We start from the raw sequence: 22,010 nt of genomic DNA, 5'->3' as shown, positions 1-22,010 counted from the left end.
ATCGGCGAGGCCCACCGTTCGCTGCCGCCTCGGTAGGGTGAGCCGATGGCTGTCGTAGTCGAACTGATCTCCTACCCGGTCAAAGGGTGCGCCGGCACGTCGATGACCGAGTCCCTGCTGACAGAGGCGGGCCTCGCGTACGACCGCAGCTTCATGGTCGTCGGCGCGAACGGTGTGTTCCGCAGCCAGCGACGGGATCCGCGGCTCGCGGTCATCCGCGCTGCGGTCAGTGCGGGCGGCGAGCGCCTTACGCTTCGGGCGCCGGGCGCCGACGTCCTGCGCGTCGACGTGGATCTGACATCCGCCAGGCGTGACGTGGAGTTGTTCGGCACCCCGTACAAGGGCATCGACCAGGGCGGCGCCGCGGCCGAGTGGCTGTCGGAGGTGCTCGGCGCACCGAGCAGGCTGGTGCGGGTGCCACCGGAGCACGACCGCGTGACCGACGGATGGACCCCGGGCACGTCGGGCTATGCCGACAGCAGCCCCGTACACGTCATTTCACGAGCCACGCTGGACGGACTGAACCAGCGGCTCGCCCAAGCGGACGGGCGAGCGGACCGGTCGCCACTTCCGATGACGCGCTTCCGCCCCAACATCGTGATCGACGGGTGGGACGAGCCGCATATGGAGGACCGCGCCCGCCGGATCAGCATCGGCAACGCCGAACTGGGCTATGCCAAGCTCGCGATCCGGTGCGCGGTCACGCTGGTCGACCAGCAGACCGGAGCCAAGGCGGGCCCCGAACCGCTGCGCACGCTCGCCACGTACCGCCGTGCGGCGGAGGGCGGTGTCGCGTTCGGCACGAAGTTCTCCGTGCTGCGGCCCGGCAAACTGGCGGTGGGGGACGAGGTGTCCGTCAGTTCCTGGAGTGATTCGGAACTTTGACGCAATCACCAAGGGGCGGCAGCGCAAGCCCCGGCCACCGCTTGCTCAGTGGGTATAGTCCTTCAGCTTCTCCGTCTCGAGGGTGATCCCCACCGGGTCGGGGATCTCGAGGACGGCGCCGTACGGGCGTGACGTCAGGCTGCGGTACTTTCCGCCCTCCGGATCGGCGTGGACGGTGACGGTGCATTCATCGCGGTCGATGAGGAGGTAGACCGGAATGTCGGCTGCGGCGTAGGCGTCGCGCTTATCCCTGCGATCGCGCTGATCGGTGTCCCAGTCGTGCGAGGTCACCTCGACGGTCATCAGGACGCCCTCGGGATCGGCCCACTCGCCCTCCCCCACGAAATGGTCCTCGGGAACGAGAGAGCCGTCCGGACGGGCGCGGCCCTTGCGATAGCCCTCGACCTTCAGTCCCTGATCCGGGTACAGCGCCAACTCGGGCCGCTGTTGCATGCACTGCTTGAGGAGCCACATGATGATCGCTCCGTGATCTCCGTCCGGCACGGACTTGACCCTCAGCCTTCCATTAATGAACTCCATCCGCACGGTCTCGGGCGCCGCGCGGGCGATCTGCTCGAACTCTTCGACGGACATCTGGGGTCGGTCGGCAGTCCTGGGGGTCATGGCGTCGCCTCCTCCCCTCCATGGTGCCCTGACTTCGGGCGGCGGCGCGTGCTGCACGCTCATGCGTATGCGCTCCTCCTTGAGCATCTCGGGGCAGCCGCAGTGCACGCTATACAGCGAGTGCGCTTCGTGGTGACACGATCACAAAAAGTCATCCGCCTTGGTGTGCGCGGAAATTGGAGTTACCGCCGCTCCCCGTACTTCCTGCCGAGGAAGGCTCCGACCAAGGCGGCCGCCCCGCCCCCGAGAATCGCGGCTCCCTGCGTGGCGGCATCGTGGTCGAGGAAGTACGTCGCCACCCAGATGTAGGCGACGGCCGTGCCCGCTCCCAGCGCGGAGCCCAAGGCTTGCAGCCCGGTGTGGACCCACTCCACGCGACGCCGGTGCTCCCGTTCTCGCCGGAGTTCCTCCAGCATCCACTCCACCGTGCCCGGCCGGAGCGCCTCCCACTCCTTGGCCTGTTCGACCGGCAGCCGGTCGCCCCAGGGGATTCCCGGCTCCGTGGGGGCACCGACCGCAGGGCTCTCGCTGGGGTTGTCGGTCATCGCGCATCACTTGGGGTGTCCGGTCTCCGCGGCGCTGCCGCCCTGTCAGTCCAGCCCGGTGGTGGACCGAGCTGAGCGAAGAAGTCGCCCATGTCCTTGTCGAGTTCCATCCGTACGGGAAGCCTCTCGGGCCGCGGGGGAGCAGCGGGCAGCGCCAGAGCCGCCAGGTACCCGTCCAGCACCGCGCGCCATGGCGTGATGGAGGCAGGCGCGGCCCCCAGGTCGTTGGGGGCGGCATCCCAGGCGCGCAGCCGCTGGGCCTTGCGGATGCGGTCTCTGGCCGACACGAATCCGCGCACGGCCAGGACCACCCAGAGCGCTCCGAGGACAGCGGGCCACACCCACGCTCGGTCGAGCGGGATGGAGTACGCCCCGCTGGACAGCACCAGGGCAGCGGGGACGAGGAGCGCAAGGACAGCGCCCGTTATCAGGGGAGCCCCGACGCGCAGGGCCGGAGCCGCCCTTGAGCGGGCCATCGGGGCAGCATCCGGCATTGGCTCCGGCGAAGAAGCGGGGAAGGCGGCCGAGCCGACGCGGGCGTCGACGGCCGAGCCCAGCAGATGAGTCAGGTGGCTCAGCAGCTCCTCCGCGCGAGCGGCGCTCATCCGCTCCTGCGGATCCTGGGCGAGCAGCCCGTCGATCAGCGGGCGCAGCGGTCCGGCGAGCGGTGGCGGCTCATCCTCCAAAACCGCCCGCATCGTGTCTGAGGCCGTCGAGCCGCGGACCGGTGGCCGCCCCTCCACCGCCTCGTACAGGGTCACGCCCAGCGACCACAGATCCGCCGCGGGAGTGCGCGATCCCGTGGCGAGCAACTCCGGCGCCATGTACTGCGGCGTGCCTACGATCACGTGCGGCGATGTGTCCCCCGCCGCGCCCTCGAACGCCGCGATGCCGAAGTCCGTCAGCACAGCCCGCCCGTCCCTGCGGAACAGGATGTTGTGCGGCTTGACGTCCCCGTGCAGCACCCCGGCTGCGTGCAACGCGCGCAGAGCGCGCAGCACTTCCAGGCCGATACGAGCCGCCTCCCTCGACGGAATCCGCCCGCGCTCACGGAGAAGGTCCGCCAGGGAGTGCGGGGTGACCTGCTCCATCACGATCCACACCTGGTCGTCGGCCTCGACCACGTCGTGCACGGCGACTACGTGCTCATGGCCGATCCGGGCGACCGCCTGCGCCTCGCGGCGCACCCGCTGCAGCCACTGGGCCCGCGCCTCGGCGTCCACAGAGCCAGGAAGAAGCAGCTCCTTGAGGACGACCGGGTGATTGAACTGGGTATCCAGGGCCGTCCACACCGTCCCCATGCCCCCCCGCCCGAGCCGCTGCAGCAGCTCGTAACGGCCGCCGATCAGAGCCTGCGACGCACCCCTACCGGCGCCGCCGTGCCGGTTCTGATCGCCTCCCGGCGTTTCCCCGGTCTCCATCCGCCCCCCCAAATCACATCCCGCACAGAGTAATGGGAAGCTGGCGGAGCGTCAGCCCGGCACGGCCTCCTGCCGGGCGGCATACGCGATGAACTCCGCCCAGGCGGCGGGCGTGAAGGCCAGCTGGGGGCCGGTCTTGTCCTTGGAGTCCCGGACGTGGATGGTGCCGGGGCAGGCGGCGACCTCGACGCATGCGCCGCCCTCAGAATCGCTGTGGCTGGACTTATGCCAGGAGAGGGCGACCTCTATACAGTCGCCGCCCGCGGTGCCGCTGTAGCTGGACTTGAACCAGGCCAGCTCGGTGCTCATAGCTCCTCCGCCAACTCTCTGATGAAACGTGCCGACTCCTCGGGGCTGAGGGCCTGCCGGGCGATCATGGCATGGCGCTGGGCGATGATGCTGACCTTCTCGGGGTCTGCATGCAGCACGCCCGTCGTTTGCCCCTCTTCGTAGGCGGGATGCTCGTGCTCGGGCGTTTCCAGCATGACGAACGGCCCATCGAGCCCGGGATGTGCGCCCCCGGCCGGCATGACCTGGATGGTCACATTACGCTGCTCGCCTGCTTCCAGCAGGCGGTGCAGTTGCCGCTTGTGCGCCTCCGTGTTGTCGACAGGGTGGCGCAGCGCCGCTTCCCCGATCACGAAGCTGAACGCCTTGGTTTGCTTCTCCAGCAATCGCTGGCGCGCCAGGCGGGCGGCGACTCTCTGCTCGATCGTCTCGTCGTCGAGCGGTGGCCAATGCGCGTTGAGCAGCGCCCGAACCGTCTCGTCTGTCTGCAACAGCCCGGGGATGAGCAGGGGCTGGTATGAGCTGAGAGTGATCGCCTCGGCCTCGTATCGCATGAAATCCTGGGAGTACGAGACGAACTTCTCCGGCTTCAGATAGTCCTGCGCCGCGACCAGCAAACCCCCCGCCCCGCACATCTCGTCCGCGACCTGGAGCAACCGCAGCGTCGGCTTTCGCCGCCCCTGCTCCATCGACTTCACGGTCTCGTACTCGTAGCCCGCTTCCTCGCCCACCTGCTCGCGGCTCACCCCCGCCCGCGTGCGCCACAGCTTCATCTGGTTCCCGCAGTACCGCCAAGTCATTGGCGGTTGGGAGGGGTTCCCAGTCGTCATCGCACCCCCAACCTCTCCCGGTGCACGCGCGGTACACCACGTTCCGTACCCGCTCCGTTACTGCCGAGGCTACGCCCCCACCAGCACTGTTTGAGCCATGGTCGACGGAACTCCCCCACCACCGAAGGACATTGAATGGCTGCTGCCGCGCCACTCGCGCAGCGTCGTCCGCTCCCGAGAGCTGCTGCGCGATCAGGCCCGCGCGTGGAAGGTCCCGGATGACGTGGCGGAGACAGCCGTGCTGCTGCTCAGCGAGCTGATGACCAACGCCCGCAAGCACGCGCGCGTATCACCGGGCCGCGAGATCAGCGCACGGTGCGTCCTACGCGACGGCGCGCTGCGCATCGAGGTGTCCGACGCCAGCGACCAGCTGCCACAGCCGCGCCAGGCAGCACCCGACGACGAGTCCGGCCGCGGCCTCGCCCTCGTGGCCGCGCTCGCGGACGAGTGGGGCGCGCGGCCGCGTACCCGCGGCATCGGCAAGACCGTGTGGTTCGCGCTGAAGTTGCCGCCCGAAGCGGGCTGATCAGACCGGCCGATCAGACCAGGCGCCTCGCCGTCGCCCACCTCGTCAGCTCGTGCCGGTTGCTGAGCTGCAACTTCCGCAGCACAGCGGACACATGGCTCTCGACCGTCTTCACCGAGATGAACAGCTGCTTGGCGATCTCCTTGTACGCGTACCCGCGCGCGATCAGCCGCAGGACCTCGCGCTCGCGCTGCGTCAGCCGGTCCAGGTCCTCGTCGACCGGCGGGGCGTCCGTCGAGGCGAAGGCGTCGAGGACGAAGCCCGCGAGCCGGGGCGAGAAGACCGCGTCGCCGTCCGCCACGCGGAAGATGGCGTTCACCAGGTCCGTCCCCGTGATGGTCTTGGTGACGTAGCCGCGGGCGCCGCCGCGGATGACGCCGATGACGTCCTCGGCCGCGTCCGAGACCGACAGCGCGAGGAAGCGCACCGGCTGCTCCGGGTCAGCCATCATCGCGGCGCTGCGGCGCAGGACCTCGACACCGCCGCCGCCCGGCAGGTGGACGTCCAGCAGGACGACTTCCGGCCAGGTCGCGGTGATGACGGTGACGGCCTGGTCCACGTCGGCGGCCTCGCCGACGACCTCCACGCCCGTACGGTCGGTCTCGCCGATCTCGGCCTGGACACCGGTCCGGAACATCCGGTGGTCGTCCACGAGCACGACCCGTACGCGACGCGCCTCATCGGCCCCGGCCCCGGCTCCAGCCCCGGCCCCCGCCTCAGCGCCGGCCCCGGCCTCGTTCTGCGGTTCCCGTGCCTCTTCCGTCATCACGAAGCCCTCTCCATCTCCAGCTCGACTTCCGTGCCCCCGTCCGGCGCGGAGCGCAACCGCGCGGTCCCGCCGTTGCGCTGCATTCTGCCGATGATCGACTCCCGGACGCCCATCCGGTCCTCCGGCACGGCGTCCAGGTCGAAGCCGGGGCCACGGTCCCGTACGGACACGAAGACCGTACGGCCTTCCACCTCCGCGTAGACCTGGACCGGCCCGCCCTCGCCACCGTACTTCGCGGCGTTCACCATCGCCTCGCGCGCGGCTTGAATCTGGGCGGCCAGCTTCTCGTCGAGCGGGCAGTCCCCGACGCAGACGACCTCGACCGGCACGCCGTGGTGGTCCTCGACCTCCGCCGCCGTGCGCTTCACGGCCTCCGCGAGGGTCTCCGGCTGCTCGGCCTCCTCCTTGCCCGTCCCCTCCGGCCTGTAGAGCCAGGCGCGCAGCTCCCGTTCCTGGGCGCGGGCCAGCCGCGCGACTTCCTTCGGGTCCTCGGCGTTGCGCTGGATCAGGGTGAGGGTGTGCAGGACGGAGTCGTGGACGTGGGCCGCGACTTCGGCGCGCTCCTGGGCGCGGATGCGCATCAGCCGCTCCTCGGAGAGGTCCTGCGTCATGCGTACGAGATACGGGCCCGCGAGCAGCGCGATGCCGACGAGGACGGCGAGCGCGGCGGTCAGCACGTTGCCGAGCTGGTGGGCCGAGCCGCGGAGCACGATGAAGCCGGTCACGCCGATGCCGACCAGCACCACGCCTGCCGCGCTGCGGGCAACGGCCTGGACGCGCTTGCTGCGGCCGACCTCCATCCAGTGCTCGCGGCGGGCGTTGTCGGCCTGCCGCCAGACGAGCGCGACACCGGCGCCGATCAGCAGGATCGGCCACACGTACGCGCTGGCGGCCTGCCCGAGCTGGAGGTTGTCGACGAAGATCGCCAGGCCGGCGACCAGCGCGAGCAGGGCGAAGAGCTGGCCCTTGTCGGGCTTGCGGGCGCGGATCCGGCGGCGGCCGTCCGGGCCGACGTGCCCGGCGGCCGCCTCGGCTTGCGGGGTCTCGACGCCGCCGACCCCGAGGGGCACGGCGAACCAGAATCCGGCGTATAGCAGCGCGCCGAGTCCGTCGAACATCAGCAGCGCGACGAAGACGATCCGCACCCACGACACCGGCAGCCCGAGGTGTCCGGCGAGCCCGCGCGCCACGCCGCCGAGCATCCGGCCGTCGGCGCTGCGGTAGAGCTTGCGCGGCGGCGGTTCCTCAGGGGGGTCGGGCGCCGGGGCGTACGGGCCTCCGGCGCGGGCGGTGGCGGCGGTCATGCTCCGATCGTCACACGTCCGGTCCCCCGGCGGTATCAGGGTCGTCCCTGACCGCCCCCGGACTCGCGGTAGCCCTGCTTCACGGCGTCCTCCGCGCCGAGGTCGGCGCCCGGTTCCTTGTTCAGCAGGAAGGAGCCGTACACGGGCCTGCCCACGGGCTGGTACACGTGGACCACGACCCCGGTGCCGGTCGTCCGGACGTCCGTCAGCTTCAGCGCGGTCGGCAGGGCGCCCTGGGCGAACAGGCGCTTCCCCTCGCCCAGGACGACCGGGTAGATCCACAGCCGGTACTCGTCGATCAGGTCGTGCTCCATCAGGGACTGCGCGAGGGTGCCGCTGCCGTGGATCTGGATCTCCCTGCCGGGCTGCTTCTTCAGCTCGGCGACCTTCTCGATGACGTTGTCGCCGATCAGGGTCGAGTTGTTCCACTCCGCCTTGTCCAGGGTCGTGGAGACCACGTACTTGGGGAGGCTGTTGAGGGCGCTGGCGACCGGGTCTGCGGGGTCGGTCACCTTCGGCCAGTGGGCGGCGAAGATCTCGTACGTTCTGCGGCCGAGGAGGAAGCCGTCGGCCGCGGAGAACCAGTCGGCGACGTACCGGCCCATGTCCTCGTCGGCGTAGGGGACCAGCCAGCCGCCCTTGTCGAAGCCTCCGCTGGTGTCCTCCTCGGGGCCACCCGGCGCCTGCATGATCCCGTCCAGGGACAGGAATGTGGTCAGAGTGATCGCGGTCATGGCGTGTCTCCCTCTCGAGTGATCCGGCCCCCCTCGCACGAGTTCAGACTCCGGGACGGCGAGACACTCATCGGTCCGCGACACGGGCCTTTCCCCTATCCCACCCCTTCCCGAAACCGGGGCTCCGCCCCAGACCCCCGGCCCTGAGGCAGAGCCCCCCACGCGGCGAGCCCGCACATCGTCCACAGCCCGGAAGGGGCCACACCCCAGCGGTAGCTGGAGGGAAGGCGGGGAAGCGGGAGAAGACCTCCGCCCAGACCCCCGGCTACGGGGCAGAGCCCCCACGGGGCGCCTCCAAGGGTGGGGCAGGGCGGAAGCCCGCCCGTCGTGCCCTAGTTGTCCTCGATCCGTAGGCTGTTGCGGACGTCGTCGAAGACCTGCTTGTGGCGGGCCCAGCCGGCGCTCGGGCCGGACAGGTAGAGCGCGTACTCCTTCTCGCCGGGGTTCCCGAAGCCCAGGTCGATGGCGCGGAACTGGCGTGCTCTGCCCTGGAAGGTGAACTCCCAGATCGCGGCCGGCATCCCCCGGTAGGCCGTCTCCTGCATCCGCAGCTGCTTGTAGCCGGGCAGCTTCCCCTCGCTCAGCGACTTGGCCTCGTCGTCCTTCCAGTGCTGCAGGGGGTCGGAGCTCGCGAAGTCGAGGACGTTGATCCGCAGGCTGACCAGGCCGGCCGGGTTGATGAACGCGATGTCGCTGTCGGGCACGTCCGTGCGGGTCCAGTCCTTCGGCACGGGTACGGAGAGGCCGAACTCCTTCGCCTCGACGAGTTTGTAGCCGTTCGGGAGGGGCGAGGGCTTGGGGGTCGGCGGGGACGCGCTGTCCGAGGCCGAGGCCGAGGGAGTCTCCCGGGCCTGGTCGTCCTGGCCCTCGCCCTTGTCCGCGGCGAGCATCCCGAAGAGGACGCCCGCGACCGGCACCGCCGCGGCCACGAGCACCGCGGCGGCGGCCCACGCGACGATACGGCGGCGGCCGCGGCGGCGGGGGCGCGGGCCGGGCTCTGAGGGCCCGGGGGCCCCGGGCTCGAGGGGGGCCGTCGGCCCGGTCCCCCTGCGCGTGCCCGTACTCGTACGCGTGCCCGTGCCGTCGCCGTCCCGCACCCCGCGGTCCAGCAGCTGCCCGTGTTCCACGTATGCCGTCTCGGCCTCCGCCGCCGGTTCCCGCAGCCGGAGTTCGACCGTCTCCGCCCCCGGCCGCTCCTCGGGGTCCTTCGTCAGCAGCTGCTCGATGAGCGGGGCCAGCACCCCGGCCCGCTGCGGCGGTTGCAGCGGGTCGACGGCGATCGAGTAGGCCGTCTCGATCGCCGTGTCCTTGCGGAACGGCGGGCGGCCCTCGAGCGCCTGGTACAGCGTCGCGCCCAGCGCCCACAGGTCGGAGGCGGGGCCCGGCGTGCCGCCCCTGACGCGCTCGGGGGCGACGTAGTCCACGGAGCCCACCAGCTCGCCCGTGCGCGTCAGCGTGGACGTGCCGGAGGCGACCGCGATGCCGAAGTCCGTCAGCACCACGCGCCCTTCCGCGCCCAGCAGCACGTTGCCCGGCTTGACGTCCCGGTGCAGGACCCCGGCGGCGTGCGCGGCCCGCAGTGCCGCGATCATGCCGCGCCCGATGCGGGCCGCCTCGTCCGGGGAGACCGGGCCTTCCTCCTTGATCAGGTCACCGAGCGTCCGGGAGGGCACGTACTCCATGACGATGCAGGGCAGCCCGCCGTCGTCCACGACGTCGTGCACCACGACCACGTTCGGATGCGTGATACGGGCCGCGCTGCGCGCCTCGCGCCGCGTCCGCTCGTACAGCGTGGCGCGCTCGTCGTCGGCCAGGTGCGGCGGCACGTGCAGCTTCTTGAGCGCCACATGACGACCCAACAGCTCGTCCTCGGCCCGCCACACGGTGCCCATGCCGCCGCGGCCAATCCGCTCGACCAGCCGGTAGCGCCCCGCGACCAGCCGCCCTTCGTCCCGCCCCGCGCCGTCCGACACCCTTTGCTCTCCCTCTGCCCCCCGGCCTGCCATGAACTCGACATTGCCATGGTGCGGACACGATAACCACGGCGCCGCGCCGCGTCCCCACCGGGGACATCTCAGGGTCGTACCAGGGTCGGGCCGGATGCTCTCCGGGTCACCGGACCGTCACCATGGACGCATGACCGACGAGCCCGACGAGCCCGACGAGCCCGACGAGCGCGACGCGCCCGACGAGCGGAGCGCCGCCGACCGGACCGGCCCGCCACTGCTGCGGCGCAGCCGTGGCAACAAAGTGATCGCGGGCGTGTGCGGCGGGCTCGGCAGGCACTACGACCTCGATCCGGTCATCTTCCGCGTCGTGCTTGCCGTGCTGGCGATCGCGGGCGGCGTCGGGCTCATCGCGTACGGGTTCGCGTGGCTGCTGATCCCGCTGGAGGGCGAGGACGAGAACGAGGGCAGGCGGCTGCTCTCCGGGCGAGTGGAGGGTCAGGCGCTGGCCGCTGTGCTCTGCGCACTGCTCGGCTGCGGGCTGCTGCTGTCGATGCTCGGCAACCCGACCGTCGTGTTCTTCTCGTTGGTCGTCTCGGGCGCGCTGGCCGGGTGCGCCCAGTGGTCGCAGCGGCGGCGCAGGGCGGAGCAGAAGGGGGCGGCGGACGCGGGGGCGCGTGCGGGAGCGGGGCACGCTGCCGCCGGGGGCGGGGGTGCCTGGGGGGCGTCCCATCCGGCCGGGCACGAGGGCGTGCCCCCCGAGACGCAGGCCCCGCCGGCGCCGGGCGCCCCGTCCTGGTGGCGCGGCCCTATCACCAAGGACGGTACGGGGGGCACGACCGGCACCGGCTACCTGTGGGGCCCGGACGACGGTCTGCCGTGGGACACCAAGGCGCCCGCCGCGGCGCGTTCGGGCCGGGCCGCCGCCTGGTCGGCCGACCTGGCCCCCGCGCGGGAGCGGCGGCCCTGGATCGGCGGCTGGACCTTCCTCCTCGCGGTGGCCGCGTGCGCGGCGGGCATCCTCGCCTCCTGGGACGCCCAGCCGCTCGGCACGAGCCTGCAGACCGGCCTCGCCTGCGCGCTTGCCGTGTTCGGCCTCGGCCTGGCGATCAGCGCGTTCTACGGGCGGGCGGGCGGCGGGACGGTCATCCTGGCGTTGCTGACCTGCGCGCTGCTGGTGAGCGCGGCCGCCCTGCCGAAGAGCGTGACGTCCGACTGGGTCCGTACGGACTGGAAGCCGGCCTCGGCCGCCGCCGTACGGCCCGACTACGGTGTCGGCTCGGGCGTCGGCACGCTCGACCTCTCCGCGCTGAAGCTGGACGAGGACCAGACCGTCGCCACGCGCGCGAGCGTCGGCGCCGGGCAGTTGAGGGTCCTCGTACCGAAGGACGCCACGCTGAAGCTGGACGTGGAGGTCGGGCTGGGCGACCTGCGGCTGCCGGGCGAGCGGCGGAACGACGTGGACGTCTCCCCCGGCCTCAGGGAGCGCATGACGATCGAACCCGCGGACGGGCGTGAGCCGCGCGGCACGCTCGACCTCGAACTGGAGGCGGGCGTAGGACAGGTGGAGGTGAGCCGTGCGGCGTCATGACACGGAGCCGGGGAAGCTGGTCGCGGGTCTCGTCCTGCTGAGCGCGGGCGTGATCTACGCCCTGGACGCGACGGGCGCCTGGTCCGTCCCGGCCTGGACCTTGGTCCCGTTGGTGGCGGCAGGCCTCCCGCTGGCGGCGCTGACGGCAGTGATGACCCGAGCGGCCCGCCGCCGCGCGAGCCGAGCCCCGCGCGCCGGTGACCCCCGCGCTCCGGAAAACGCCCCGCCCGGCTGACGCCCGGCGCAGGCAGAGGCGGCCTCTCCTCGCCACTGCGCATCACCGCCGGCGGCGGCGCTTGTGGGCTCGGGGGCCCTCGCGTCCCGGATCGCCCGCACCGGGGAGGTGCCCAAGGAAACGGTGGGTGGGTTGGTCCCCGGCCAGAGGCCAGAAGGGGCGGTCGGCAGGCGGGACGGCCCGGCGGCAGACGGTTGGTGGCGACCGGGGGCGCTCGCTGTCTCGCGGGGACACCCGGGCGGTAGAAGGGAGTTGCAGCGCGCTCCGCCCGGTGGGCTGCCGCGCAGGCACGGCGGCACCCGTGCGCCTGCTCCGTGCGAGCAGCGTCGCGCCGCGGGCGCTCGCCGGCCGCCCGGCACCGGCACCGGCGCCGTCCGCCGGTCCTGACGGCGAAGCCGCCAGGCGGGGTTGAAGGGGCGAAGCCCCTTCACGGGGCGGGGGGGGTACTCCCCCTGGCTTCGCCGGGGGGGACCCCCACCCAGGCGAAGCGCTGGGGAGGGTGGGCATGGACCGGCGCGGAGCGCCGGGGAGAGTCAGCCGTACAGCGGGCGGCCGTAGCGGTTGCGGCGGGAGCGGAGTTTCGCGTCCGTCGAGAACACCTGCGCCCCCGCGAAGATCAGCGGGATCCACGCCATCAGGTAGGCCAGGTCGTTCCCGTAGTAGTACGGGTGCGACTGCCAGCTGACGGTGAGCCAGAGGCTCAGTGAGATCAGCGCGCCCCCGAACGCGGCAAGGCGCGCCAGCAGCCCGAGCAGCGTGCCGACGCCCACCGCGATCTCCCCGATCGCGATCGCGTACCCGAAGCTCCTCGGACTCTCCAGCGCCAGATCGACCATCGCCGGGATCGCGGACCCGTTCCGCACGGATTTCATGAGCTCGCCGATCGAGCCCGGGCCGCTGTCGGCCAGGAAGGCCGGGTCGGTCAGTTTGTCCAGACCCGCGTAGATGAAGGTGACGCCGAGAAAGATACGCAGCGGGAGCAGTGCGTAGCGGGATGCCGAATCCCGCCACGATCCGGCCGGTTCGCCCAGCCCGCCCGTGAGATCCCGGTCAACGCGCGCTCCGTGAGCCATGTCGTCCGCCCTCCATCGCCTGCCCCCGCAGGGACGATTCTCCGGCACACGGGTGCCTTCGGCGAGGGGTACGGACAAGATTCGGTGAGGGTTCAACCAGCTGAAACGCTCCGACCGGCTCAACCCCGGAGCAACCACACCTTCCGGGCCCGGTTCAACAGACCCGACCGGAGCCACCCGTACGGCTCAGCCGTCCACCACGTCGATCCGGCAGCGGTTCGACTCCGCCCCCGCTGCCGTGACGACCCGGACGTCCACCCGGCCGGGCTCGACCTCGGCCGGGACCGGCACGGTCAGCGCCGAGTCCGTCGGGTTGGCGAAGCCCCCGGCGACCGGCACCAGCGGCACGTGCACATGGACCGTGCCGATGCGGACGACCATCCGCGCGAGCGCCTCCGCCGTGCCCGCACCCGCCGGTACGAAGCCGCCGCCGCGGATCTCGATGTCGTCCCCGGCCCGGATGGGCCCGTCGAGGTCGCCGGCCTCACGGGCCCGTACGACGGACAGCACGATGGGGCGGCCGCCCTCCGCGGCCTTCGCGACCAGGTAGGCCGTGGCGGACACGGCGGCCAGCGCCACGAGTCCCCATGGCAGATCCGGCAGCCGCTCCGGCTCCCGCACCAGACGCACCACGGCGAAGACCGCGATCGCCGCGGCCACCACCACGTACTGCACGTCGGGGAGGCTGCCGCGCCCCGCGTCGTCCGTGAGCAGATCGGCGGCGCGCGGCCGGGCCGCTGACACCTTCTGGAGCCGCTGCGCCCGTACCCGGAGTACCACGACGCCGCGCGCCGCCAGGGCCACCAGCAGCGCCAGTGCCACAACCGCGAGCAGCCCGTCGCAGCGCCCGAGCGTCAGCCCGTCGAGCAGCCGCGCCCGGTCGTCCGTCACGGCCAGGGCGACGGCCGTGACGAGCACGCCCGCGACGGCCACGAGCACCCACAGCGCGGCGACCGTACGCGAGGTGGAGAGCCGGTTGTCCTCGCCGACGAGCGGCCCGGCCAGCGCACCGCGCCCGCGCCGCAGCCAGACCCGGCCCTCCGCGCGCCCGAACTCGGCGGCCGTGTGGGCGGACCGGGTCAGCTCGTCGGACACCCACTGCCGGGAAGCCCCGGAGGAGTGCGCGAGCGCGCCCGGCACGCCGCGGCCGGCGGCCAGCTCCTCGCGCCGTGCCACGAACGCGGCGACCGCGCGCCGGTGCCCTTCGCGGGCGCCGTACGGGCAGTCCCCGCACGTGCAGCGGCTGCCGTGCCCGTCGCGGCCTTCAGGGCCGCCGCCATGACTGCCACCGGGGCTACCGGGACCACCGCCTGGCAAGCCGTCTCTCGCCGAGTCCACGGCCATGGGACAACACCTCTCTCGCTGCACGCGCCGCAATGCCCGTGTGATGAGAGGGAATTGTGCCGCATTCGTCCGGCCTGTCAGGTCAGCAGGTCCGGCTCGCCACGGGTGATCTGCTGCCACAGGGCTGGTAGTTGATCAACGCCACGAGATCGTTTCCGAGCTGCTCGCGGGTCTGCAGGGCGCTGTGGTGATCGATGAGGACCGGTTTCCCGGCCGCCTTCGCGGCCGCCTGCACCTGACATGACCGCTCCATCGTAATGAACCACCACGCGGCCGCGTCGACCGAGTCCCCGACCGTCAGCAAACCGTGATTGCGCAGGGATGACGACCTTGTGGGCCCGGGCGCGTCGGCGATCGGCGCGCCTCTCCGCCGCGTCCACGACGACGCCGGCGCAGTCGTCGAAGAGCGTGTGATCCTCGGAGAAGGCGCACACGTCCTGGGTGATCGGCTCGAGCAGCTCGCCGCGCGCCGACAGGGCGCGGCCGTACGTGGTGTGGCTGTGCGCGGCGGCGACAACGTCCGGGCGCGCAATCTTGCCCCTGCGAGTGAACGGCGAAGACCGCACTGATTGACAGGAGTGGCGGCCTTCACCGTTCGCCTTGAGCTCCCTTCCCGCCGCTAAGCTCACCTTGTATGAGCACCGACAAGCAGATCGCGCAGATGCTGCGGCTGATGGCGAGCAACGAGGTCGTCGAGGTCACCAACCGCTGGGGGTCGGTGAAGAAACTCGCCGGACTGGCCTTCATCGCCGAGCAGTTCGGCTTCGCGTACTACGGCGCCGAGCAGTCCGGGGCCAACGACGGCGCGGTGAAGATGCAGCTCTACCGTGACCCGAGCCCGTACGCGCAGCAGCGCGCGGCCGCGACCTGGGCGCAGTTCCCGCAGGCGGGCAACGGCGGTCCGCTGCCGGGCATTCAGCCGGGCGGCAAGCTCAAGCCGGTCCCGGAGGCCGCCCCCGCCGTCGAACTCCTCAAGGCGCGCATCAACTTCGACCTGACCGGCAAGAACGCCGAGAAGCGGATGATGTGGGGCGCGATCGGCTTCACCGTCGGCGGCGCGATCGGGGTCGCCCGGGGCGACTTCTTCGGCCTCACCATGGGCATCGGCCTGGGCCTTTGGGCGTTCTGCATGGCCCTGCTCGGCTTCGGCTTCATCTGGACGCGCAGGCGGAACCGGAAGTACGCGGCGCTGCTGGCCTCCGCGGGCTTCGTCCCGGTACGCGATGAAACGGGCCGCACCCGCTTCCTCCGCCCGGACCAGCAAGTCCCGGGCCACGCCAACCCGTTCGCGAACCCCTACGGCGCGGGCCCGGCCCCGCAGGGCGCGAACCCATACAGCGGCGGTCCGCAGGGGGCCGCCCCCTACGGACCGCCGCAGCGGTAGCGCTCAGAGCCGGTCGATCTCGGTGAGGTCGATGTCGATGTCGAAGGGGACGGAGAGCTTGAGCCGGTCGTGGTGGACGCCGGTGGAGCGGTAGGCGCGCGTCTCCTTGTCGAGCTCAAAGACGTGGACGACGGGGCGTTCGTCCGCACTGATCATCTCGACCCGCCAGAAGTACGGGATCCCCGCGGTGGCGTACTTGTGCGGCTTGGTGTCGTGGTCGCGGGCCTCGGAGTCCGGGGACACGACCTCAACGGCGAGCATCACGTCCCTGACTTGGAAATAGGTCTGTTCGCGGCTCCGCACTGCGCCGGCTCGCACGACCGCGATGTCCGGTTCCGGACCGTTCCGCTTGTCGATCACGACGGTCATTTCGCGGACAACCCTCAGCAGGGGAGGAACAGTGCGACGCAGTCCGCTCACCAGCAGGTCGATCGCAATGCTGTGAAAAACGCGCTGCGGACTCACGAAAACCAGGCTCCCGTCGATCAGCTCAGTGTGCGGCGGGAGGTCAGGCAGGGTGAGAAGGTCGTCCACGGTGTAACCGTCGCGCGGCGGCACCGGCCAGTGGTGGTGCGCGCTCTCAGCGCTCATGAGTGCTCCCATGGACGTGAAGTCTGGTCCGTACGATCAGACTACCCAGCACGAACAGCGACGCCGCCACTCAAACGAATGAGCGACGGCGTCGGCATTGTCCCGTAGCGGGAGGGCGGGAAGGTCACTCCCACTCGATCGTGCCCGGGGGCTTGCTCGTCACATCGAGGACCACGCGGTTGACCTCGTCGACCTCGTTGGTGATCCGGGTCGAGATCTTCGCCAGCACCTCGTACGGCAGGCGGGACCAGTCCGCCGTCATCGCGTCCTCGGACGAGACCGGGCGCAGCACGATCGGGTGGCCGTACGTGCGGCCGTCGCCCTGGACGCCGACCGAGCGGACGTCCGCGAGCAGCACCACCGGGCACTGCCAGATCTCGCGGTCGAGGCCGGCCGCGGTCAGCTCCTCACGGGCGATGGCGTCGGCCTCGCGCAGCAGGTCGAGCCGGTCCTTGGTGACCTCGCCGACGATACGGATGCCGAGGCCGGGGCCGGGGAACGGCTGGCGGTGGACGATCTCGTCCGGGAGGCCGAGCTCCTGGCCGACCATCCTGACCTCGTCCTTGAAGAGCCGGCGCAGCGGCTCGACGAGCCGGAACTGCAGGTCCTCGGGGAGGCCGCCCACGTTGTGATGCGACTTGATGTTCGCGGTACCGGTACCGCCGCCGGACTCGACGACGTCCGGGTAGAGGGTGCCCTGGACCAGGAACTCGACCTGCTCGCCGTGCGCACCCGCCTCCGCGACGACCTCGCTCGCCGCCTGCTCGAAGACCCGGATGAACTCCCGCCCGATGATCTTGCGCTTCTCCTCGGGCTCCGAGACCCCCTTCAGCGCGGCGAGGAACTGCGCTTCCGCGTCCACGACCTTCAGCTGCACGCCGGTCGCCGCCACGAAGTCCTTCTCGACCTGCTCGGACTCGCCCTTGCGCTGCAGCCCGTGGTCGACGTACACGCACGTCAGCTTGGGGCCGATGGCCTTCTGGACGAGGGCGGCGGCGACCGAGGAGTCCACGCCCCCGGAGAGCCCGCAGATCGCGCGCTTGTCGCCGACCTGCTCGCGGATCGCGGCGATCGACTCCTCGACCACGTTGTGGGTCGTCCAGTTCGGCTCGAGCCCGGCGCCGCGGTAGAGGAAGTGCTCCAGCAGCTGCTGGCCGTGCGTGGAGTGCAGGACCTCGGGGTGGTGCTGGACGCCGTAGAGCCGGCGCTCGTCGCACTCGATGGCGGCGACCGGCGCGCCGTCGGTGGTCGCGGTGACCGAGAAGCCCTCCGGGGCGGCCGAGCAGGCGTCGCCGTGGGACATCCACACCGGCTGATCGCTCGGGGTGCCCTCGAAGAGGGTGGAGCCCCTGCGCGAGACGGTCAGCGGCGTACGGCCGTACTCGCGGCCGCCGGTGTTGTCGACCGTGCCGCCCAGGGCGAGCGCCATGGCCTGGAACCCGTAGCAGATCCCGAAGACCGGGACCCCGGCCTCGAAGATCTCCGGGCCGAGCCTCGGGGCGCCCTCGGCGTAGACCGAAGCCGGGCCGCCGGAGAGGATGATCGCCTTCGGCTTCCTGGCGAGGATCTCCTCCACCGGCATGGTGTGCGGAACGATCTCGCTGTAGACCCGGGCCTCGCGGACGCGACGGGCGATGAGCTGTGCGTACTGCGCGCCGAAGTCGACGACCAGGACCGAGTCCGGGGTGTGGTCGGCGTCGGGAGCGGCGGGCGGGGTCGCAGATGACACTTCGGCGGCCTTCCGGCGGTGATACGGGGTGTGTGGTCTCGATTCTAACGGGGGTACGCGGCGACCTCCGCGTCTCACCATCCGGGCGGCTGCTGGCCCGCCGTCGCGGTCCACGCCATACTGATCCGCATGTCTCGGCACATGACCTTCGTCTTTACCTATGGCACCCGGCCCGTCCGGCTGCCATGGTCGTGCTGCTTGAGCCACTGACAAGCGACTTCCCAGGCGCCCCGGGCCGACAAGGCCCGGGGCGTCCTGCGTTGTCCGGGCCGTGATCGTCGCCCCCGGGGGCCGGCCCCTACGACCCCGAGGAGATACGGACATGAGCAACCCCACCGCGGCCCCCGCCCCGACCGACGCCGGCGCCGGTACCGACACCGGCGCCCGCACCGAGCAGGCCGCCGCCGAAATCACCGACGCCCGCGGCCGGATCGACGATCTTGACTCCCGGATCATCGGCCTCGTACAGGAACGGATGGCGGTCTCGGCCGTCATCCAGCAGTCCAGGATCGCCTCCGGAGGGCGGCGCGTGAACCTCTCCCGCGAGATGGAGATCCTCAGCCACTACAGGGAGCAGCTGGGCAAGCCGGGGACGGCGCTGGCGATGACGCTGCTGGAGCTGTGCCGCGGCCGCGTATGACCTGCCGCGGCTTGCCGTTCATACGCGGCTCATACGCAGCTCATACGGGCTGGGGGCCGGGGGCCGTCACCCGTACGGCGCGTGACCGGGCCCGAGCACCTTCGTTGGTCCCGGTGTCCGTGCCAGCCAGGGGCGGCCGAAGCAACCACGCGTGGCTCCGCCCTCGTTCTACGGGGCGCCCAACAGCAACAGGGCGGAATCGCTGGAGCGTGTGACGCGGTGCGCGTCGTGGGACCGCGCTCCAGCGCGTGACCGGTCAGCAGGGGACAGCGGCCCGGTCACGGCCAACGGGAACGGCCGGTCCCCGGGACGCCCGGGACCGGCCGTCTCCTTCTTTCACCCTTCACGCTTCACTTTGGGTCGGACTCCATCCGGTTTCACGAGAGTTCACCTTCGTCACATCAGTGACACAGGTCACGCGAATCTCGCGACATCACTCGCACAACCATCCTCACCTCTTACGGGTCACTTATCTGCAAACGCACGGCCATACCGCGCTCCCCCACCGCGACGGCCTCCCCATGCAGTGCTGCACCCACAGCACTCGGACCCAGAAGAGGTCTCATGAAGATCCGCCGCGCTCTGGCGACCGCTGCCGCGACGGCTGTCATAGCCCCGGCTGCGCTGCTCGCCGCGCCCGCCGCCTACGCGGACCCGAACGTCACCTCGACCGCCTCGGAGGACCCCAGCACTCCGCCGACGGACGAGCCGACCGACGAACCGACGGACGAGCCGACGGACAAGCCCACCGACGAACCCACGGACGAGCCGACCGACGAACCGACGGACGAGCCCACCGACGAGCCCACCGACGAGCCCACGGACGAGCCCACCGACGAGCCGACCATCCCGCCGTACTGCGAGGAGGTCGACCAGAACTACGAGGAGAAGGCGCTCAGCGCGAAGATCTCCGGCCTGCCGGGCAAGGTCGTCGCCGGCAGCGGCTGGACGGACTTCAACCTGACCGTCAGCAACACCTCCGAGGTGGACCTCAAGGAGGTCGCGCTCTGGGCCGAGGTGGAGAACTTCGAGATCGACGAGTCGAAGTGGCTCAGCCCCTACATCGACCTGGAGTTCCGCAACCCGGTCTCCAAGCAGTGGGAGACCATCGGCAGCAAGGAGTTCGCGGGCGGCTACTTCTGGGGCGTGGAGACCCTGAAGTCCAACGACTTCGTGAAGGTCGACCTCCGGGTCAACATCCACAAGAACGCCCCGGCCGGTGACAGCTACTCCTTCGGCACCGGTGCCTACCTGGACAACGTCGAGGGCCAGGAGTGCATCGCCGAAAGCGCGGGCGCCGACTACTACTTCACCGTTCTCAAGCCGGGCAGCAACCCGGGCAACCCGGGCGAGGCCAAGCCCGGTGACGGCAAGCCGGGCGACAAGCCCGGACCCGACACCAAGCCGCAGGGCGGTGTCAAGGAGCTGCCGGTGACCGGCAACCTCGCCGAGACCGGTTCGTCGTCCGCGCTCCCGACGATCGCCACCATCGGCGGTGTCGCCATGGTCGTGGGCGCCGGCGCCGTCTTCGTCGTCCGCCGCCGCAAGGCCGCGGGCTCCGAGGCCGCCGCGTAAGCGACAGCCACACCCGTATGAAGGGGCCGCACCGGAGGGGGGTGCGGCCCCTTCGTCGTGCCCCTCGTCGTGCTCCTTCGTCGTGCCCGCGCAGCGCTCCGGCTACGGCTTCTTCGGCGGCACCACCGGTACCGGCAGGACCGGCAGCCGCAGCGCCCCGAAGGCCTCCTCGGGGACAGCCGGTGCCTTCGGCTGCACCGCCGCCAGCCGGGCGTACGCCGTGCCCTGCTCCGGACGCAGGTCCTCCTCGCCCTTGTTGGGCCACAGCGACATCGCCCGCTCGGCCTGCGCCGTGATGGTCAGCGACGGGTTGACACCCAAGTTCGCCGAGACCGCCGAGCCGTCGACGACGTGGACGCCCGGGTGCCCGTACAGCCGGTGGTACGGGTCGATGACGCCGTGTTCCGCGTCCTCGCCGATCGGGCAGCCGCCGAGGAAGTGGGCCGTGAGCGGGGTGCCCATCAGCTCGCCGACGTTGCTGCCCGGGAAGCCGTTGATCTCCTCGGCGAGGATGCTCGCGGCCTGCGTGGCCTCGGGGATCTGCTTCGGGTTGGGCGCGCCGTGCCCCTGCCGGGCGGTGAGCAGGCCCTTGCCCAGGCCCTTCGGCTTCCGGTACGTGGTCAGCGAGTTGTCCAGGGTCTGCATGACCAGGCCGATGATGGTGCGCTCCGACCAGCGGCGGTTGGACAGCGAGCGCAGCACGAGCCACGGGTGCCGGGCGCAGTTCGCGAGCCAGGACAGTACGCGCGGCGCCCGGCCCCCGTACGGCACCTGGAGGATGGACATGGCGCCCATCGCGTTCGAGCCCTTGCCGTAGCGGACCGGCTCGATGTGGGTGGTGTCGTTGGGGTGGATCGAGGACGTGATCGCGACGCCCCGGGTGAAGTCGGCCGGCTCGCCGTGCTTCCTGCGGTAGCGGCGGCTGTCGGTCATCGCGCCCACCAGGGCCTCGGAGTTGGTACGGGTCAGGTGGCCGAGCCTGTCGGAGACGCGGGGCAGCAGGCCCTTGTCCCGCATGGTGTGCAGCAGCGTCTGCGTGCCGTACGTGCCGGCGGCGATGACGACCTGCTGCGTGCGCAGGGTCCTGGGCTTGGCGGAGCGCTTCTTGTCGGTGGGGACGGTCGAGATGAAGTAGCCGCCGAAGCCGTCCTCGTAGACGGCTGTCACGGTCGTCATCGGGTGGACGACCGCCCCGGCTTTCTCGGCGAGGTAGAGGTAGTTCTCGTTGAGGGTGTTCTTCGCGCCGTGGCGGCAGCCGGTCATGCACTCGCCGCACTCGGTGCAGGCCCGCCGTGCCGGTCCCGCGCCGCCGAAGTACGGGTCGGGCACCTCCTCGCCCGCCTTCGCCCGCGCCTTCGCGTCCCCCTCGGCGTCCTTCCCGTCGCCGAAGAAGACGCCGACGGGCGCCAGATGGAAGCTGTCGCCGACGCCCATGCGCTCGGCCGTCGCCTTGAGATGCACGTCGGAGGGGGTGAGGGTGGGGTTGAGCCGGACGCCGAGCATGCGCTGAGCCTGGTCGTAGTACGGCTTCAGCTCCTCCTGCCAGTCGGTGATGTGGCCCCACTGGCGGTCCTCGAAGAACGCCTTGGGCGGTACGTAGAGGGTGTTGGCGTAGTTGAGGGAACCGCCGCCGACTCCGGCTCCTGCCAGGATCATGACGTTGTTGAGCAGGTGGATGCGCTGGATGCCGTAGAGGCCGAGGGCCGGGGCCCAGAGGAAGTTGCGGACGTCCCAGGAGTTCTTGGGCAGGGTGTCCCTGGTGAAGCGGCGGCCCGCTTCGAGGACGCCGACGCGGTAGCCCTTCTCGGTCAGGCGCAGGGCGGCGACGGAACCGCCGAAGCCGGAGCCGACGACGATGACGTCGTAGTCGTAGACCTGATCGGGGGCGGACTCGTCCCGTGACACTGGCTACCTCCGTGGAACGTGCGGCTCGGAGCCCGCGCCTGTGCTTCACCACAGGGCCGAAGACGAAAGGG

Annotated in this window: 21 protein-coding genes and 1 pseudogene; 7 read left to right on the top strand and 15 right to left on the bottom strand. The window is 71.2% G+C overall.

Annotated elements, in window-relative coordinates:
- The first annotated feature begins 45 nt into the window (after positions 1-45).
- The gene (locus ACTWQC_RS29020) at positions 46-885 is read left to right on the top strand and encodes an MOSC domain-containing protein (protein WP_443318797.1); all 840 of its coding nucleotides are present in this window, start codon (positions 46-48) and stop codon (positions 883-885) included.
- 45 nt (positions 886-930) lie between these two features.
- Here the strand turns inward: ACTWQC_RS29020 and ACTWQC_RS29015 are convergent, their stop codons facing one another.
- The 5 genes from ACTWQC_RS29015 to ACTWQC_RS28995 form a co-directional block, all read right to left on the bottom strand.
- The gene (locus ACTWQC_RS29015; protein WP_443318796.1) at positions 931-1,509 is read right to left on the bottom strand and encodes a Uma2 family endonuclease; all 579 of its coding nucleotides are present in this window, start codon (positions 1,507-1,509) and stop codon (positions 931-933) included.
- Positions 1,510-1,691: 182 nt separating this feature from the next.
- On the bottom strand, positions 1,692-2,054 hold the full coding sequence (locus tag ACTWQC_RS29010; protein WP_443318795.1) for a hypothetical protein: 363 nt from the start codon (positions 2,052-2,054) through the stop codon (positions 1,692-1,694).
- Complete coding sequence (locus ACTWQC_RS29005; RefSeq protein ID WP_443318794.1) at positions 2,051-3,475, bottom strand: protein kinase domain-containing protein; 1,425 nt, start codon at positions 3,473-3,475, stop codon at positions 2,051-2,053. Before ACTWQC_RS29005 ends, ACTWQC_RS29010 begins: the two co-directional genes overlap by 4 nt.
- A 51-nt stretch (positions 3,476-3,526) precedes the next feature.
- On the bottom strand, positions 3,527-3,784 hold the full coding sequence (locus tag ACTWQC_RS29000; protein WP_443318793.1) for a DUF397 domain-containing protein: 258 nt from the start codon (positions 3,782-3,784) through the stop codon (positions 3,527-3,529).
- Positions 3,781-4,593 carry a helix-turn-helix domain-containing protein gene (locus ACTWQC_RS28995; protein ID WP_443318792.1) on the bottom strand — a complete coding sequence of 271 codons (813 nt, stop codon included), beginning with the start codon at positions 4,591-4,593 and terminating at the stop codon, positions 3,781-3,783. Before ACTWQC_RS28995 ends, ACTWQC_RS29000 begins: the two co-directional genes overlap by 4 nt.
- 97 nt (positions 4,594-4,690) lie before the next feature.
- Between ACTWQC_RS28995 and ACTWQC_RS28990 the strand changes: the two genes are divergently transcribed.
- Positions 4,691-5,119 carry an ATP-binding protein gene (locus ACTWQC_RS28990; protein ID WP_443318791.1) on the top strand — a complete coding sequence of 143 codons (429 nt, stop codon included), beginning with the start codon at positions 4,691-4,693 and terminating at the stop codon, positions 5,117-5,119.
- 13 nt (positions 5,120-5,132) lie between these two features.
- Here the strand turns inward: ACTWQC_RS28990 and ACTWQC_RS28985 are convergent, their stop codons facing one another.
- The 4 genes from ACTWQC_RS28985 to ACTWQC_RS28970 form a co-directional block, all read right to left on the bottom strand.
- On the bottom strand, positions 5,133-5,885 hold the full coding sequence (locus tag ACTWQC_RS28985; RefSeq protein WP_443318790.1) for a LuxR C-terminal-related transcriptional regulator: 753 nt from the start codon (positions 5,883-5,885) through the stop codon (positions 5,133-5,135).
- The gene (locus tag ACTWQC_RS28980) at positions 5,885-7,192 is read right to left on the bottom strand and encodes a PspC domain-containing protein (protein WP_443318789.1); all 1,308 of its coding nucleotides are present in this window, start codon (positions 7,190-7,192) and stop codon (positions 5,885-5,887) included. The genes ACTWQC_RS28985 and ACTWQC_RS28980 overlap by 1 nt, the downstream gene beginning before the upstream one ends.
- Before the next feature lie 35 nt (positions 7,193-7,227).
- A complete protein-coding gene (locus tag ACTWQC_RS28975) occupies positions 7,228-7,926 on the bottom strand; it encodes a dihydrofolate reductase family protein (RefSeq protein WP_443318788.1) in 699 nt (232 codons plus the stop codon).
- A gap of 332 nt (positions 7,927-8,258) precedes the next feature.
- Complete coding sequence (locus ACTWQC_RS28970; protein ID WP_443318787.1) at positions 8,259-9,932, bottom strand: serine/threonine-protein kinase; 1,674 nt, start codon at positions 9,930-9,932, stop codon at positions 8,259-8,261.
- Positions 9,933-10,062: 130 nt separating this feature from the next.
- On the opposite strand from ACTWQC_RS28970, the gene ACTWQC_RS28965 reads away from it, so the two are divergent.
- Together ACTWQC_RS28965 and ACTWQC_RS28960 are read left to right on the top strand one after the other, a co-directional pair.
- Positions 10,063-11,463 (top strand): PspC domain-containing protein, encoded by a 1,401-nt coding sequence (locus ACTWQC_RS28965; protein ID WP_443318786.1) that lies wholly within the window; start codon positions 10,063-10,065, stop codon positions 11,461-11,463.
- Positions 11,450-11,698, top strand: a complete 249-nt coding sequence (locus tag ACTWQC_RS28960) for a hypothetical protein (protein WP_443318785.1) — start codon at positions 11,450-11,452, stop codon at positions 11,696-11,698. Before ACTWQC_RS28965 ends, ACTWQC_RS28960 begins: the two co-directional genes overlap by 14 nt.
- 533 nt (positions 11,699-12,231) lie before the next feature.
- Here the strand turns inward: ACTWQC_RS28960 and ACTWQC_RS28955 are convergent.
- From ACTWQC_RS28955 to ACTWQC_RS28945, 3 genes and pseudogenes are all read right to left on the bottom strand, one after another.
- Entirely contained in the window at positions 12,232-12,771 is a 540-nt protein-coding gene (locus ACTWQC_RS28955) for a DoxX family protein (RefSeq protein WP_443318784.1), read from the bottom strand.
- 186 nt (positions 12,772-12,957) lie between these two features.
- A complete protein-coding gene (locus tag ACTWQC_RS28950; protein ID WP_443318783.1) occupies positions 12,958-14,115 on the bottom strand; it encodes a hypothetical protein in 1,158 nt (385 codons plus the stop codon).
- Positions 14,116-14,192: 77 nt separating this feature from the next.
- Positions 14,193-14,645, bottom strand: a pseudogene (locus ACTWQC_RS28945) (class II aldolase/adducin family protein); the annotation flags it as partial.
- Positions 14,646-14,749: 104 nt separating this feature from the next.
- Between ACTWQC_RS28945 and ACTWQC_RS28940 the strand changes: the two are divergent.
- A complete protein-coding gene (locus ACTWQC_RS28940) occupies positions 14,750-15,499 on the top strand; it encodes a hypothetical protein (protein WP_443318782.1) in 750 nt (249 codons plus the stop codon).
- Positions 15,500-15,502: 3 nt separating this feature from the next.
- Here ACTWQC_RS28940 and ACTWQC_RS28935 read toward each other — a convergent pair whose 3' ends face one another.
- Positions 15,503-16,090: a Uma2 family endonuclease gene (locus ACTWQC_RS28935; RefSeq protein WP_443318781.1), complete on the bottom strand. Its 588-nt coding sequence runs from the start codon at positions 16,088-16,090 to the stop codon at positions 15,503-15,505.
- A gap of 124 nt (positions 16,091-16,214) precedes the next feature.
- The gene (gene guaA, locus ACTWQC_RS28930) at positions 16,215-17,819 is read right to left on the bottom strand and encodes a glutamine-hydrolyzing GMP synthase (protein ID WP_443318780.1); all 1,605 of its coding nucleotides are present in this window, start codon (positions 17,817-17,819) and stop codon (positions 16,215-16,217) included.
- Between the two features lie 322 nt (positions 17,820-18,141).
- Here guaA and ACTWQC_RS28925 point away from each other — a divergent pair, with 322 nt between their 5' ends.
- Positions 18,142-18,459 (top strand): chorismate mutase, encoded by a 318-nt coding sequence (locus tag ACTWQC_RS28925; protein WP_443318779.1) that lies wholly within the window; start codon positions 18,142-18,144, stop codon positions 18,457-18,459.
- A 564-nt stretch (positions 18,460-19,023) separates the two neighbouring features.
- Positions 19,024-20,034, top strand: a complete 1,011-nt coding sequence (locus ACTWQC_RS28920; RefSeq protein WP_443318778.1) for an LAETG motif-containing sortase-dependent surface protein — start codon at positions 19,024-19,026, stop codon at positions 20,032-20,034.
- Between the two features lie 102 nt (positions 20,035-20,136).
- Here ACTWQC_RS28920 and ACTWQC_RS28915 read toward each other — a convergent pair whose 3' ends face one another.
- A complete protein-coding gene (locus ACTWQC_RS28915; RefSeq protein WP_443318777.1) occupies positions 20,137-21,939 on the bottom strand; it encodes a GMC oxidoreductase in 1,803 nt (600 codons plus the stop codon).
- Positions 21,940-22,010: the final 71 nt, after the last annotated feature.

The sequence above is a fragment of the Streptomyces sp. 8N616 genome (genome assembly GCF_052246385.1).
Lineage (GTDB): Bacteria > Actinomycetota > Actinomycetes > Streptomycetales > Streptomycetaceae > Streptomyces.
The sequence above is the reverse complement of the archived record's forward strand: the minus strand, read 5'-3'. Positions and strand labels throughout refer to the sequence as shown.